Here is a 14,852-nt window from a genome sequence, read left to right as displayed (position 1 = left end):
GCAGGGGTGCACCGGCCGCGAGGGTGACCTCAATGCTGCGGGTGCTTGCCTGAAGAACAGATCGTCGCTAGTGCTGCTTGGGAAATAGCTGCGGGAACATGTCGTGAAGTCGTTGCCGCACACTGGGTTCCCGCTTGGGTGTGGCTGCGGGTGTGGACGGCGGCGCGGCCAGAGTGGAGGCGGTGGCGGCCACACTCCACGAGGGACTGGGCGGCGCTGACGGCTGCGGGGCGAGTGCGACCGTGCTCACCGGCAGTGTCGTCGACGTGGCTGCGGGTGCCTGCGGGTGAGACTGCCCGATGGGGCGCGACGACTCGTGCGACACGGTCACCACGGCGGCCACCAAAACGCCGAGCACCAGGATGCCGAGCGCGCCCAGGACCGACGAGACCCAGCGGCGATGTGGCGGCTCGGTACCGAGCGGCAACGGTTTTGTGGCGGGGGCGTCGACGGCGAACTCCGGCCGTGTTGTGGCGTTCGTCGACATGCTTCACCTCCGGTTTTTCGTCTCGGCGGCTGATACTAGCGGCGGAGCCCGAAAACCAGCTGTGAACACTTCGGCAACCTTGTCCCCCCTCTCGTCATGGGGCATGCTGCCTGGCGTGGCAGGCACCGAAAAACTGGTTCTGGGCGCGAGCGGATTCCTCGGCTCACACGTAACGCGGCAGCTGGTCGAGCGCGGTGAGACGGTCCGCGTCATGCTGCGCCCCAGCAGTTCGACCCGCGCGATCGATGACCTGCCGGTGCAGCGCTTCTACGGCGACATTTTCGATGATGCCGCGTTGAAGGAGGCGATGGACGGCTGCGACGTCGTCTTCTACTGCGTCGTCGACACCCGCGCCAACCTGCGTGACCCCGCACCGCTGTACCGCACCAACGTCGAGGGCCTGCGCCACGTGCTCGACGTCGCGGTGAACGCCGGCCTGCGCCGGTTCGTGTTCACCAGCACCATCGGAACCATCGGGCTCGGCACAGGCGGAATCGTCGACGAAGACACCCCGTTCAACTGGGGCGACAAGGCCGGCGGCTATATCGGCTCGCGGGTGGCGGCCGAAAAGCTGGTGCTGGACTACAGCCGCGACAAAGGGCTGCCCGCCGTGGCGCTGTGCGTGTCGAACACCTACGGCGCGGGTGACTGGCAGCCAACTCCGCACGGCTCGCTAGTGGCCGCCGCAGCGGCCGGCAAACTGCCGTTCTACATGGGCGGGATGGCCACCGAGGTGGTCGGCATCGAAGATGCCGCGCAGGCGCTGGTGCTAGCCGCCGATCGCGGCCGGGTGGGGGAGCGCTACATCATCTCCGAGCGGTACCTGCCCTACCGCGACCTCTACGAGACCGCCGCCCGCGCCGCTGGCCGCCCCGCGCCCCGATGGGGCATCCCCAAGCCGGTGATGAAAGCGATCGGAGTGCTGGGCGGTGCCGCGGCTGCCGTCACCCGTCGCGATCTGCCACTCAACCCGACCACGGTGCGGCTGATGGGCATCATGGCGCCGATGGACCACGGCAAGGCGGTCCGCGAACTGGGCTGGCAGCCGCGCGACGTCCACGAGTCGATCCGGGAGGCCGTCGAATTCTTCGATCGGCGCCGACGTGACCACCGGGGTCGGTGAGAAGACCTCCGGCTGAGCGTCGGATGACTACGGTAGTGAGGTGCGTGCGGGCCGGCTGATCCACCGATCACGTGGAAGGCTCGGATGAGCGGGCAGAGCGCGCGCTATCGAATCGGGTACGCGGCGAGTCTGTTCGGGTGGGTGGCGGTGCCCTACCTGGCCGGTTCGGTGTTGTCCTGGGAGACATTCGGCGCGGGCATCGGGCCGGCGTTCTTCCCGCCGGCCGGGGTGACAGTCGCGGCCATGCTGCTCACCAGGCGGGCGTTGTGGCCGGTGATAGTCGCCGCCGTCGTGGTGATCGAGTTGGCCGTCGACTTTCACTACGGGACTGGCCTGCCGACGGCAGCCGGATACGCGCTGGCCAACTCGGTGGAGCCGCTGATCGGGGCGTCGCTGGTGCGAGCCTGGTGCAAGGGGCCGCCAGATTTACGCGAGCGAAACGATTTGGCGCGGTTCGTAGCTGGGGCGATGGTGCTGGGGCCATTGGCCGGCGGCGTGATCGGTGGGTTGGTCACCGCAGCCCACGAGCACACCTGGTGGCCGATCGCCATCTTGCACTGGTGGGCCGGCAGCGGTGTCGGCGTTCTGATGGTGGGCGCGCCAATTCTCCTGTGGCGCTTCCAATCCCAGATCCTGCGTTCTCGGATTTTCGAGACGTTCGCTGTCCTGTTCGCCATGGGTGGTCTGAGTGTGGTGGCGTTCCGGCTCGAACTACCGCCTGCGTTGTTCTTGCTGCCGGTGATGGCGTGGGCCGCGTTGCGCCTCGATATGATCGGCGCCGCCCTCTGCGGAGGGGTGCTGGCCTTCACTGCCAATCTCATGGCCAACCTTGGCTATACGACCTTCGAGAATCTGGATCTGCGTGCGCCGGGGCAGCTGGCGGTCGCCCAGGCCTTCATCGCCGTCGTCGTACTGGTCGCCATGTTGACGGCGCAGGAAGCTGCCGGGCGCGTTACCGCGGTGCGGCAGCGTCAGGCGGAGCGACGGGAACGAGCCCGCCTGGAGACGCTCGCCAATCTCGGCCGGCTGCTGTCAGGCGCGTTCACCCAGAAGCAGATCAGTGACGCCATCGTCGGGCAGGTGATCAACGACGCGGGCGCCCAGGCTCTCACCGTCGGACTGGTCAACGACGAGCGCACCCGGCTCGAGTGGGTGGCGATGGGCGGCTATCCCGATGTCGTGACCGAGCAGGACCAGTTCGCCGGCGGCGTGATGTTGACCGATTCCAGCGCGGCCACCGACACCGTGCGTACCGGCAAGCCCGTCGTCGTTCGGACGGTCGCCGAGTATCGCCGGCGCTATCCCGACAATGCCAAGTGGTTGGTCGCCAGCGGTGGCGCCTCGGTGGTCGGCTGGCCATTGACGGTAGGCGGCAAGGCGATCGGCGTGCTGGTGCTGGCGTGGTCCGAACCGCAACCGCTCGATACCGCCCAACTGGCCTACACCTCGGCGGTCGCCACCATGATCGGCCAGGCACTGGTGCGCGCGCGGATGTACGCCGACGAACACGCCCGCGCGGCGGTGCTGCAGGCTGCGGTGTTACCAAGCAGCCCGGCCATCATCGCCGGGGTGAACGTCGGGGTCAGTTATGAGCCTGCCGATACGGTGCAGGGGCTCGGCGGCGATTGGTATGACGCACTCGAATTGCCGCATGGGCGGACCTATCTGGCAGTCGGCGACGTGGTAGGCCACGGCTTGCCCGCCGTGGAGGACATGGCGCAGCTGCGCAGCGCCGGACGTGCCATGGCATTGCAGGGTCTGCCACCGGCGCAGCTGCTCGCCGAGCTCAACACGTTCGCCCGGCTGGCCAGCAATGGAAAGTTCGCGACAATGGGTGTGGCGGTGCTGGATCCGTCGTCGGGCACCCTGTCCTACGCGTCGGCGGGTCACCCGCCGCCGTTGTTGCGGCGCTCGTCGACCGGAATGGTGATCCGCCTCACCGGTGCCCACGGTCCGGTGCTCGGCCCCGTCGACCGCGCGTCCTACAGCGAAGGGCGCGTGGAGGTTCGCGACGGCGACATCCTCGTCATGTACACCGACGGGCTCATCGAACGGCGCGGCCAGGACATCGAATCCGGTATGACGCGCGTGCAGAAGCTTGTCACCCAGTGGAACGGCGAAGAGTTCCTGCCGTCGGCCTGCCGGCTACTGACGCAGACGCTGGCTCCGCCACCCCGAGACGACGACGTGTGCGTGGTCGCGGTGCGCTTCGGATGAGCAGCAGCGCTGCGATCCCAGGCACTATCGACGACGCCGCCGCGGCCGCACTCACCTCGTGGGTGCGTCGGCACGAAATCGGTTCGGCGATCAGCGATATCGAACCACTGGCCGGCGGCACCCAGAACGTCGTCATGCGGCTGCGGCTGGACGGTCGCCCCGTGGTGCTGCGCAGGCCGCCGCCCCATCCACGCCCCAATAGCAATCGCACCATGCAGCGCGAGATCGCAGTGCTGCGCACCCTGGCCGGCAGTGCGGTGCCACATCCGGAATTCATCGCCGGCTGTGAGGATCTCGACGTGCTCGGCGTGGTCTTCTACCTCATGGAGGACGTCGACGGTTTCAACCCCCTCACTGAGGTGCCACCGGCATACGCGACCGATCCCCGGATGCGCCATCAGGTCGGCCTGAACTACGCCGCCGACCTTGCCCGCCTGAGCGCAGCGCACTGGCAGGGCCGCCCGCTGCAACAGCTGCACCGGCCGGGATCCTTTCTGGCACGTCAGGTTCCGAACTTCCTCGGGCTGCTCGAGAGCTACCGTCACGAGCGCTACCGTCACGAGCGCTACCGGCCAGAGTCGCTAGAGGTCGACCGGCTCGCGAACTGGCTCGAAACGCACCGCCCGCCGGACGGCGAGCCCGGCATCATGCACGGCGACGCGCATCTCAACAATGTCCTGCTCCGCCGCGACGTGCCCAAGGTCGCCGCATTCGTCGACTGGGAGATGTGCACGGTCGGTGACCCACTGCTGGATCTTGGCTGGATCCTGGTCTGCTGGCCCGACGATCCCGACCCGATAAACGCCGGCCGGGAGCTGGCCGCGCTCGGTGGTCTGCCGAGCCGCACCGAACTGGTCGCCGCCTACGCCGATGCCGGCGGTCGGTCCACCGAGCACCTGGACTGGTACGTCGCGATGGCTTGCTTCAAGCTGGCCATCGTGATCGAGGGCACGTATTCGCGGTATCTGGTGGGGCAGGCGCATCGCGAAGCCGGTGAACGCCTGCATGATTCAGCCAGTCGGCTGATCGGACTCGGGGAGCGGGTCACGGCGGGGGACAGCCCCTTCGTGTGACCGGGTCAGTGCTGCGGGTGATCGGCCCGCGCGCAGGTGCACTGCTGGACCGGCGGCACGTCACGCATCACCTGGTCGACATGCTCGCCACAGCCAGCCCAGGTGGTCTTGTGGCAGCTCGGGCACTCAACGGGATAGCACATATCAATTCCTCCGCGTGGAAGCTTATGCGACAGATTCGACGTTATGCCGCCGAGGGTAAATTCGAGTGATCGATCTGAGGAGGTCACCATGGTTGGTGATGACGACGCCATTAAAGCGGTCCTCAACCGGCTACGTCGCGCACAGGGTCAACTTGCCGGTGTGATTTCGATGATCGAGCAGGGCCGGGACTGCAAAGACGTGGTCACCCAGCTCGCAGCGGTATCGCGGGCGCTGGACCGGGCCGGCTTCAAGATCGTCGCGACCGGGTTGCGCGAATGTGTTACCGGCACCTCCGTCAGCGGTGGCGCGCCGATGAGCGAGGCCGAGCTGGAGAAGCTTTTCCTGGCGCTCGCTTAACTCGGTTGCACCGCACCCGGGCCGAGGTCTAGCCTGGCGTCCGTGCATCGTGCGCTTGTCGTAGTAGCTACCCGCAGCGGGGTCTGATCCAGACCGACCCCCCGCTGTGGGTCGAAACTACGACGTCGGTCAGCCTCCGTTCGACGAGAAGACCGATCCATGACTCCGCACAGCACTTCGATCTCCGAATCCATCCCGCGTTTTGGCGTCCCGCTGCCTGTCGGCCTGCGTGAGCACGCCGAAGCCATGCCGTGGAGCGTGTTCACCGCCACCTACAGCCCCAGCGGCGGCCCGGTGCGCCTGGGCGCCTGGGAATGCGATGACGCGCCCCGGCTCAGCCCGCAGCCTCGCCGGTTTCGCGCGACGCTGGCCGTCGGCGACCGCATCGAGACGGCGACCGTCCACGCCAGCGGCCCGGTCGCCGCGCTTACTGCGATGCTCCACGAGCGGGGGATCGCGGTGGAGACGACGCACTTTCACCAGCTGGCCTCCGGCCCACACACCGCGACGTTTGTGGAGGGCAGTGACGGCCAGCGCCGGGAATGGGCGATGGGCTGGTCGGAAGACCCCACCCAGTCGGCGCTGCGCGCCGTCGTCGCCTGCGCCAACCGCCTCCTCGCGGCTTGAGTTCCTCGCCGCTGAATTGCTCGTCCAAGCTGACGTTCCGCCGGGAACGTGCGAGCAATCCCGACAGTTCGTCGATCTCGGCGTCAGTGCAGGGGTCGTAGCACGATCGGCATTCCGTCCATCGGCACCGGCATGCCGCCGTAGTCCTGCCGCGGCTCATATCCCGGGCGCGGCAGCTCGAGCCGGTAGCGGCGCAGAAGCCGGTGCATGATCGTCTTGATCTCCAGCTGGCCGAACACCATGCCGATGCACTTGTGCGCGCCGCCGCCGAACGGGGTGAACCCGTAGCGATGCTTCTTGTGCTCGTTGCGCGGCTCGGCGAACCGGGCCGGGTCGAACGTGTACGGGTCGGGGTAGATCTCCTCGAGCCGGTGCGTCATCCCCGGGTAGTAGATGACGTTCGTGCCCTCGGGCAGGTAGTAGCCCAACAGTTCGGTGTCGCGCACGGTGCGGCGCATGGCCCACTGCACAGGTGACACGAGCCGGATCGACTCGTTCATCACCAGGTCCAGGGATTCCAGCTTCTCCAGCGCCTCGATGTCGAGGGGACCATCGCCGAGCCGGTCGGACTCGTCGCGGCAGCGCTCCTGCCACTCGGGATTGGCGGCGAGGTAATAGGACATCGTCGTCGCCGTGGACGTCGACGTGTCGTGCGCCGCCATCATCAGGAAGATCATGTGGTTGACGATGTCGTCGTCGGAGAACTTGTTACCGTCCTCGTCCTCGCTCTGGCAGAGCACTGACAACAGATCGGAGCCGTCTTTGCCGCGACGCTCCCGGACCCGCTCCTCGAAGTAGCTTTCCAGGTATTCGCGTGCCTTGAGGCCCCGCCACCACGTGAACGGCGGGATGCCGGTGCGGATGATGGCGTTGCCGGCCCGGGTGGTCACGGTGAAGGCCTTGTTCACCTTGGTGACCAGTTCGCGATCGGCGCCCGGCTCATGGCCCATGAACACCATCGAGGCGATGTCGAGGGTGAGCTCCTTCATCGCCGGATAGAGCAGGAAGCGCGGGTCGTTGGCCACCCAGTCGTTGGCGACGACTTGTGAGACGACCTTGTCGACCTGCTCGGTGTAGCCGACCAGCCGGGTGCGGACGAATGCCTCCTGCATGATGCGGCGGTGGAACATGTGTTCCTCGAAGTCCATCAGCATCAAGCCACGGTTGAAGAACGCCCCGATCATCGGGGTCCACCCCTGCTGCGAGTAGTCCTTATTGCGGTTGGAGTAGATCGCCTGTCCCGCGTCGGGACCCAGCGCCGCCACCGTCGGGATGATCGGCGAATCGAGCAGCATGACCGGGCCGTGCTTGCGGTATTTCTGCAGCCAGAAGTCCGGTCCGCCACGGAACATCTCCACCATGTGGCCGATGATCGGCAGGCCGGCATCGCCCATCACCGGTTTGAGGTCGCTGCCGGCCGGTGGCGCAGCCATCTCGTGCTGCGGCCAATCACGCGCGTTCAGCCGCTTTTCCAGCCGGCCCATGCCCGGCAGCGTCAGCATCGGCGATGTAGTGACTCGGCGTTTCGCCTGGTCCAACAGGTAGTTGGGGGTGCTGATCGTGGTCATCAACGCTCCTGTGAAACGGGGGACTGGCATCCGGGGAGATGTGGCCGGGGCCACAGGTATCCCCATCCTCGCCAGTTTTCTTGACGCATGTCAAGTTTCACTTCGGTCGTGGCGTGGTGCAAGGTAAACGGGTGACCGCGCACCAAGAACCCGTCGAGGCGCCTCGCCGCCGCGGCGACAAGCAGCGGCACGCGATCGTTGCGGCCGTGCGCGAATTGCTCGAAGAGAAGCCGTTCGCCGAGCTGTCGGTCAGCACGATCAGCGATCGTGCCGGGGTCGCCCGGTCCGGCTTCTACTTCTACTTCGACTCCAAATACGCCGTGCTGGCGCACATCGTCGGCGAGGCCGCCCACGAACTCGAGGAGCTCACCCACCAGTTCGCGCCGCGCGGCGCTGATGAGACGCCGACGGCATTCGCCAAGCGGATGGTGCGTAGTGCCGCCGCGGTCTACGCCCACAACGACCCCGTGATGTCGGCGTGCAACGCCGCGCGCCACACGGATGCCGAGATCCGGGAAATCCTGGACGGATTCAACGACGCCGTGATCGATCAGATCGTGCCGATTGTCGAGGCCGAGATCCGGAACCACACCGCCGACCCGATCACTGCCGACATCAGGGGCCTGGTCCGTACCCTCGCCGCGACGACGGCGTTCACGCTATCCGGGGAGTCCGCCTTCGTCGGATCCGAGAAGAACCTGGACCGCTCGGTCCAGGTTCTCGAGAGTCTCTGGCTGCATGCGCTTTGGGGCGGACGGGTCGGCGACTAGCCCATGGCTGATGGCTTCGCGGGCAAGAGGGTGTTCGTCACCGGCGCGGCCAGCGGTATCGGCCGTGCCACCGCGCTGCGGCTAGCCCGCGATGGCGCCGAACTGTACCTGACCGACGTCAACGCCGATGGCCTGGAACAGACCGTGGCCGACGTCCGTGCGCTGGGCGCCGAGGTGCCCGAGCATCGGGCCCTGGATATCGCCGACTACGACGCGGTCGCCGGATTCGCCGCCGACATCCACACTCGCCACCCGGCGATGGACATCGTGATGAACGTCGCCGGGATCTCGGCGTGGGGCACCGTCGAGCAACTGACCCACCGGCACTGGAAGTCGATGATCGATGTCAACCTGATGGGCCCTATTCACGTCATCGAGACCTTCCTGCCGCCGATGGTCGCCGCCGGCCGGGGCGGCCAACTGGTCAACGTCTCCTCGGCCGCCGGCCTGGTAGCTCTGCCGTGGCACGCCGCCTACAGCGCGAGTAAGTATGGGCTGCGCGGACTTTCGGAAGTCTTGCGATTCGACCTGGCCCGCCACGACATCGGCGTCTCCCTCGTCGTGCCCGGCGCCGTCGACACCCCGCTGGTGCAGACAGTGCAGATCGCCGGTGTCGACCGCGACCACCCGAAGGTGCAGCTGTGGGTCAAGCGATTCAGTGGTCACGCCGTGACGCCGGAGAAGGTCGCCGAGAAAATCCTGGCCGGGGTGACCAAGAACCGGTATCTGATCTACACCTCGCACGACATCCGCGCGCTGTATGCATTCAAGCGGCTGGCGTGGTGGCCCTACAGCGTGGCGATGCGGCGGGTCAATGTCTTCTTCACCCGCGTGCTGCGGCCGCGTAGCGCGAACACTCCGCCGCCGGCCTGAATCATCAAGTGGGCGGCGCTAATTCCAGACGCACTCCGAGTAGGCGGATCGGGCGGTCGAGCTCGAACAGATCCAGCACGCGCAGGGCAGTGGACGTGATCACCTCGGCGTCGACGGTCGCCCGGTCGAGTTTGCGGATCTTGGTACGGGTGTAAAAAGTGTTGGTGCGCACCGTAACTGCCACTCGGGTAACGATGCGGGACTGGGCCACCACGTCGGCCAGTGCTTGGCGGGCGAGGTCGATGACTGCGACATCCATCTCGGCGCGTTCGGTCAGATCGCGCGGGAACGTCACCACGTGGCTGCGGGAGCGGGGGATCCACGGCTCGGCACTGACCGTCGCGTCGCCGCCGCCCTTGGCCAGCAGTAGCAGCCACAAGCCGGTGCGCGGCCCGAACGTGGCGGTGAGCAGTTCGGCGTCGGCGTGAGCGAGTTCTCGGACAGAGGTAATGCCAAGACTGTCAAGCTTTTTGGTGGTCTTGGGCCCCACACCCCAGAGCGCATCGACCGGGCGCGCGCCCATGACTTCCATCCAGTTGGCGTCGGTGAGGGTGTAGACGCCGTCGGGTTTGCCGAAGCCGGTCGCCACCTTGGCGCGCTGCTTGTTGTCGCTGATGCCCACCGAGCACACCAGCCCGGTCTCGACCGCGATCGTCGTGCGGATGCGTTCGGCCAGCTCCATCGGGTCGGCGACCTGCGCCCCGACATAGGCCTCGTCCCAGCCCCACACCTCGACGGGATGGCCGAGGTCGCGCAGCAGGCCCATCACCTGGTCGGACGCCTCGTCATAGGCAGCCGGGTCCGACGGCAGAAACGTCGCGTCCGGACACTTGCGCGCGGCACTGCGCAGGGGCATCCCGGCATGGACCCCGAAGCCGCGGGCCTCATAAGACGCGCACGTCACCACTTTTCGCGGTTCGGTGGGATCGCCGCTGCCGCCGACGATCACCGGCAAGCCAACCAGTTCGGGGTGGCGGCGCAGTTCGACGGAGGCCAGGAATTGGTCGAGGTCCACGTGCAGGACCCAGTCGCGCGGTGCGGGCGCTGTCATCTCCCGCACAGCTTGGTCGCGACGCTGTCCCACGCGTCGCCCAGGCTGTCGAGCGTGCGGCCGCGCCCGAGTTGATGGGTGACGTAGTCGGCATCCAGAAGTGCCAGCAGCGCGTCGGCTTGGGCGTCGAGATCGCCGGTCGTTCCCGCAGCTTCGAGCAGGACCCGGACGTGGGTACGCATCACGGCGAGCGGCGCATTGTGGCGGGTGTCGGGATCGCGGTTGGCTTCGGACAGCAGTGCGCGATGGGTCTGTGCGAAACGCAGCCGTTCGCGCCCGAAAGCCAACAGCCGCTGAAGGGGAGGAGCGTCGGGACCCAGCGGCGGCGGCCCGAACAAGAAGGCTTGCTGGATGGCACGCTCATCCTCGTCGAGCAGCACCATCATGAGGCCGGCTCGGCTGCCGAAGCGACGGAACACCGTGCCCTTGCCCACTCCGGCCGCCGCGGCGATATCGTCCATGGAGACGTTGTCGGCACCGCGTTCGGCGATCAGGGTGCGAGCCGCGTCGAGCAGCAGAAGCCGGTTGCGGGCCGCGTCGCCGCGCTCTTGTGGCGCGGAAACCGGCAGCTCGCTGGCCCGTTCGATCGCGCTCACTCCCACACTTTAGCTCAGCGGGAAATAAACCGGACCGTAGTCCGGTTGCGGCATGCGAGGATCTGGACAACAGAAGGGATCGCGGACATGGCCGATATCAAGGTTCTGACGCTGGTAGGCAGCCTGAGGGCGGCGTCGGTCAATCGCCAGCTCGCCGAGCTGGCGGTGGAGTCGGCGCCCGACGGCGTCACGCTGAATATCTACGACGGCTTGGGCGAGCTGCCGTTCTACAACGAGGACATCGACACCGAGGATGCGCCCGCCGCAGTGGTGGCATTGCGCGCGGCGGCCGCGGAGGCCGACGCCACGCTGGTGGTGACGCCCGAATACAACGCCAGCATCCCGGGCGTGCTGAAGAACGCCATCGACTGGTTGTCGCGACCCTTTGGCAACGGCGCGCTCAAGGGCAAGCCGCTAGCCGTCATCGGGGCCTCGTTCGGCCAGTACGGCGGCGTGTGGGCCCACGACGAGACGCGTAAGTCGTTTGGCGTCGCCGGGCCCAGGGTGGTGGAGTCGGTCAAGCTCTCGGTGCCGGCCAAGTCCTTCGACGGGAAGCATCCGCGCGAGAACGCCGAGGTTGCCGCGGCGGTGCGCGACGTAGTCGGCAAGCTCGCCGCCGAGGTGAGCTGAGCGCGTCGCCGCAGCTCCTAAAGCCGCCGGTGCCAGTGCACCGGCGGCTTTGCTGTCTGCGGGGGTTGTGAGGTCTCGGCAGGCCGGTGATGTCGGTGCCCGGTGGTACACCTATGCACGGTTGTTCGCGTGCGGCGTGTTGTGAGATGCGACACGCCGGGCGAAACCCCGTCGAGGCGCTTACGACCAGGGAATTTCACAATTGTTATTCAGAACATGTTGTATCTCTTCTCGCTGTCGGCCACTAGGTGTAGTGTTCGTCAGGCCGACAGACCCGAGATTCACAGGGCCGCCGGATCGCCGGAACCGAAGCTGAGATGTCGGTCCGCGCGGCCCCGGCAGCCAGGGAATTTCACGGTCCGACAGCTCGCTGAACGTTCATGAGTGCCTGCGCACAGACCATCCCGTGACCGTCTTGAGTCGATCTCTATGTTTCGCTGAGGAGCCATTCGCAGATGACCATCACCGTGTACACCAAGCCCGCCTGCGTGCAGTGCAACATGACCTACAAGGCCCTGGACAAGCAGGGGTTGCCCTACGACGTCGTCGACATCACCGAGGACTCGGAGGCTCGCGATTACGTGATGGCGATGGGCTACCTGCAGGCGCCGGTCGTGGTTGCCGACGGCGATCACTGGTCGGGATTCCGCCCGGAGCGGATCAAGGCGCTCGCCGGTGCCGTACTGAGCGCCTAGCGGTCCGGGCGCCACGAGGAGCGAAGTGATGAATCCGGATGGCAGCCTGGCAGGCCCGGAGCGGTTGGTGTACTTCTCCAGCGTCTCGGAGAACACCCATCGCTTCGTGCAGAAGCTGGGCGTGCCCGCCATCCGGATTCCTCTGCACGAGCGCATCGAGGTAGACAGGCCTTACGTCCTGCTTCTGCCGACCTACGGCAGGGGGCGCGGCGACAGCCCACGGCTCGACGCCAAGGGGTATGTGCCCAAGCAGGTCATCGCGTTTTTGAACAATCCGCACAACCGCTCCCTGATCCATGCCGTGATCGGGGCAGGCAATACACAATTCGGTGCCGAGTACTGCTTCGCGGCCAGGCTGGTCTCGCACAAGTGCAAAGTGCCGCTTCTATATCGCTTCGAATTAATGGGAACCGCGGAGGACGTGGAAGCCGTCCGCGCGGAGTTGGCGAAATTCTGGGAGGACGAGGACACGTGGCACCTACAGTCACAGCTGCAGAGCCTGTAACGACTTCGGGGCATGCGTTGCCCGGGGAGACCGATTACCACGCGCTCAACGCGATGCTCAATCTGTACGACAAGGACGGCAAGATCCAGTTTGACATGGATCGTCTGGCCGCTCGCCAGTACTTCCTCGAGCACGTCAACCAGAACACCGTCTTCTTCCACAATCAGGACGAGAAGCTCGACTACCTGATTCGCGAGAACTATTACGAGCGTGACGTTCTCGACCAGTACTCGCGCAACTTCGTCAAGACGCTGACTGATCGCGCCTATGCCAAGAAGTTCCGCTTCCCGACCTTCCTGGGCGCGTTCAAGTACTACACCTCCTACACGCTGAAGACGTTCGACGGGAAGCGTTACCTGGAGCGCTTCGAGGACCGTGTGGTGATGGTGGCGCTGACGCTGGCCGCCGGTGACACCACGCTGGCCGAGAAGCTGGTCGACGAGATCATCGACGGCCGCTTCCAGCCGGCCACCCCGACCTTCCTCAACTCGGGCAAGGCCCAGCGCGGCGAGCCGGTGAGCTGCTTCCTGCTGCGCATCGAAGACAATATGGAGTCGATCGGCCGCTCGATCAACTCCGCACTGCAGCTGTCCAAGCGCGGTGGTGGAGTTGCGTTGCTGCTGACCAACATTCGCGAGCACGGCGCCCCGATCAAGAACATCGAGAACCAGAGCTCGGGCGTCATCCCGATCATGAAGCTGCTGGAGGACTCGTTCTCCTACGCCAACCAGCTCGGTGCACGCCAGGGCGCGGGCGCGGTCTACCTGCACGCCCATCACCCCGACATCTACCGCTTCCTGGACACCAAGCGGGAGAACGCCGACGAGAAGATCCGCATCAAGACCCTCTCGCTGGGCGTGGTGATTCCCGACATCACCTTCGAGCTGGCCAAGAAGAACGAGGACATGTACCTGTTCTCGCCGTATGACGTCGAGCGGGTGTACGGCGTTCCGTTCGCCGACATCTCGGTCACCGAGAAGTACCACGAGATGGTCAACGACGGCCGGATCCGCAAGACAAAGATCAAGGCCCGCGAGTTTTTCCAGACGCTGGCCGAGCTGCAGTTCGAATCGGGCTACCCGTACATCATGTTCGAGGACACGGTCAATCGAGCTAATCCCATTGATGGAAAGATCACGCACTCGAACCTGTGCTCGGAGATCCTGCAGGTGTCGACGCCGTCGCTGTTCAACGAGGATCTGTCGTATGCCAAGGTGGGCAAGGACATTTCCTGCAACCTGGGCTCACTGAACATCGCCAAGGCGATGGACTCGCCGGACTTCGCGCAGACCATCGAGGTGGCCATCCGCGGATTGACCGCCGTCAGCGACCAGACGCATATCTGGTCGGTGCCGTCGATCGAGCAGGGCAACAATGATTCGCACGCCATCGGCCTTGGCCAGATGAACCTGCACGGATACCTTGCACGCGAACGGATCTTCTACGGATCCGAAGAGGGCATCGACTTCACCAACATGTACTTCTACACCGTGCTCTACCACGCACTGCGGGCGTCGAACAAGATCGCCATCGAGCGCGGGTCGTCGTTCAAGGGCTTCGAGAAGTCGAAGTACGCCAGCGGTGAGTTCTTCGACAAGTACACCGACCAGGTGTGGGAGCCGGCCACCGAGCGGGTCCGCGAATTGTTCGCCGAAGCGGGCATTCGCATTCCCACACAAGAGGATTGGGTGCGGCTTAAAGAGTCGGTGCAGGCCAACGGCATCTACAACCAGAACCTGCAGGCCGTGCCGCCGACCGGCTCAATCTCCTACATCAACCACTCCACCAGCTCGATCCACCCGGTGGCGAGCAAGATCGAGATCCGCAAGGAAGGCAAGATCGGGCGGGCGTACTACCCGGCGCCGTATCTGACGAACGACAACCTGGAGTACTTCCAGGATGCGTACGAGATCGGCTACGAGAAGATCATCGACACCTACGCTGCGGCCACCCAGCATGTGGACCAGGGCTTGAGTCTGACGCTGTTCTTCAAGGACACCGCCGACACCCGCGAAGTCAACAAGGCGCAGATCTATGCCTGGCGCAAGGGAATCAAGACGCTCTACTATATCCGGCTTCGCCAGATGGCGTTGGAAGGCACCGAGGTGGAAAATTGCGTCAGCTGCATGTTGTAGC

General features: G+C 65.7%; 15 protein-coding genes. 11 read left to right on the top strand and 4 right to left on the bottom strand.

From position 1 onward, the window contains the following. Window positions 1-67: 67 nt before the first annotated feature. The gene (locus CG716_RS03450) at window positions 68-487 is read right to left on the bottom strand and encodes a hypothetical protein (RefSeq protein WP_094476436.1); all 420 of its coding nucleotides are present in this window, start codon (window positions 485-487) and stop codon (window positions 68-70) included. A gap of 115 nt (window positions 488-602) precedes the next feature. Between CG716_RS03450 and CG716_RS03445 the strand changes: the two genes are divergently transcribed. The 5 genes from CG716_RS03445 (at window position 603) to CG716_RS03425 (ending at window position 6,028) form a co-directional block, all read left to right on the top strand. Beyond that, complete coding sequence (locus tag CG716_RS03445; protein ID WP_234817687.1) at window positions 603-1,610, top strand: NAD-dependent epimerase/dehydratase family protein; 1,008 nt, start codon at window positions 603-605, stop codon at window positions 1,608-1,610. Window positions 1,611-1,694: 84 nt separating this feature from the next. Continuing rightward, a complete protein-coding gene (locus CG716_RS03440; RefSeq protein WP_094476432.1) occupies window positions 1,695-3,827 on the top strand; it encodes a GAF domain-containing SpoIIE family protein phosphatase in 2,133 nt (710 codons plus the stop codon). Next, on the top strand, window positions 3,824-4,900 hold the full coding sequence (locus CG716_RS03435; RefSeq protein ID WP_094476430.1) for a phosphotransferase family protein: 1,077 nt from the start codon (window positions 3,824-3,826) through the stop codon (window positions 4,898-4,900). The genes CG716_RS03440 and CG716_RS03435 overlap by 4 nt, the downstream gene beginning before the upstream one ends. 231 nt (window positions 4,901-5,131) lie before the next feature. After that, window positions 5,132-5,401, top strand: a complete 270-nt coding sequence (locus tag CG716_RS03430; RefSeq protein WP_094476428.1) for a metal-sensitive transcriptional regulator — start codon at window positions 5,132-5,134, stop codon at window positions 5,399-5,401. 159 nt (window positions 5,402-5,560) lie between these two features. Continuing rightward, entirely contained in the window at window positions 5,561-6,028 is a 468-nt protein-coding gene (locus tag CG716_RS03425) for a 2-isopropylmalate synthase (protein WP_094476426.1), read from the top strand. An 83-nt stretch (window positions 6,029-6,111) separates the two neighbouring features. Here the strand turns inward: CG716_RS03425 and CG716_RS03420 are convergent, their stop codons facing one another. Then, window positions 6,112-7,596, bottom strand: a complete 1,485-nt coding sequence (locus tag CG716_RS03420) for a cytochrome P450 (protein ID WP_094476424.1) — start codon at window positions 7,594-7,596, stop codon at window positions 6,112-6,114. 131 nt (window positions 7,597-7,727) lie between these two features. On the opposite strand from CG716_RS03420, the gene CG716_RS03415 reads away from it, so the two are divergent. Together CG716_RS03415 and CG716_RS03410 are read left to right on the top strand one after the other, a co-directional pair. After that, window positions 7,728-8,366 (top strand): TetR/AcrR family transcriptional regulator, encoded by a 639-nt coding sequence (locus tag CG716_RS03415; RefSeq protein WP_234817686.1) that lies wholly within the window; start codon window positions 7,728-7,730, stop codon window positions 8,364-8,366. A gap of 3 nt (window positions 8,367-8,369) precedes the next feature. After that, window positions 8,370-9,239, top strand: coding sequence for an SDR family oxidoreductase (locus CG716_RS03410; protein ID WP_094476420.1), 870 nt, complete (start codon window positions 8,370-8,372; stop codon window positions 9,237-9,239). 4 nt (window positions 9,240-9,243) lie between these two features. On the opposite strand, the gene CG716_RS03405 is transcribed toward CG716_RS03410, so the two are convergent. Both CG716_RS03405 and CG716_RS03400 read right to left on the bottom strand, forming a co-directional pair. Further along, window positions 9,244-10,290 carry a DNA polymerase IV gene (locus CG716_RS03405; protein ID WP_094476635.1) on the bottom strand — a complete coding sequence of 349 codons (1,047 nt, stop codon included), beginning with the start codon at window positions 10,288-10,290 and terminating at the stop codon, window positions 9,244-9,246. Continuing rightward, complete coding sequence (locus tag CG716_RS03400) at window positions 10,287-10,886, bottom strand: TetR/AcrR family transcriptional regulator (RefSeq protein ID WP_094476418.1); 600 nt, start codon at window positions 10,884-10,886, stop codon at window positions 10,287-10,289. The genes CG716_RS03405 and CG716_RS03400 overlap by 4 nt, the downstream gene beginning before the upstream one ends. An 87-nt stretch (window positions 10,887-10,973) precedes the next feature. On the opposite strand from CG716_RS03400, the gene CG716_RS03395 reads away from it, so the two are divergent. From CG716_RS03395 to nrdE, 4 genes are all read left to right on the top strand, one after another. Further along, entirely contained in the window at window positions 10,974-11,516 is a 543-nt protein-coding gene (locus CG716_RS03395; RefSeq protein ID WP_094476416.1) for an NAD(P)H-dependent oxidoreductase, read from the top strand. A 455-nt stretch (window positions 11,517-11,971) separates the two neighbouring features. Beyond that, on the top strand, window positions 11,972-12,211 hold the full coding sequence (locus CG716_RS03390) for a redoxin NrdH (protein WP_094476414.1): 240 nt from the start codon (window positions 11,972-11,974) through the stop codon (window positions 12,209-12,211). Window positions 12,212-12,239: 28 nt separating this feature from the next. Beyond that, window positions 12,240-12,716, top strand: coding sequence for a class Ib ribonucleoside-diphosphate reductase assembly flavoprotein NrdI (gene nrdI, locus CG716_RS03385; RefSeq protein ID WP_094476412.1), 477 nt, complete (start codon window positions 12,240-12,242; stop codon window positions 12,714-12,716). A 17-nt stretch (window positions 12,717-12,733) separates the two neighbouring features. Continuing rightward, the gene (nrdE, locus tag CG716_RS03380; protein WP_207760561.1) at window positions 12,734-14,851 is read left to right on the top strand and encodes a class 1b ribonucleoside-diphosphate reductase subunit alpha; all 2,118 of its coding nucleotides are present in this window, start codon (window positions 12,734-12,736) and stop codon (window positions 14,849-14,851) included. Window position 14,852 lies beyond the last annotated feature (1 nt).

This window comes from Mycolicibacterium sphagni, assembly GCF_002250655.1.
In the GTDB taxonomy this organism is placed as follows: Bacteria; Actinomycetota; Actinomycetes; order Mycobacteriales; family Mycobacteriaceae; genus Mycobacterium; species Mycobacterium sphagni.
The sequence above is the reverse complement of the archived record's forward strand: the minus strand, read 5'-3'. Positions and strand labels throughout refer to the sequence as shown.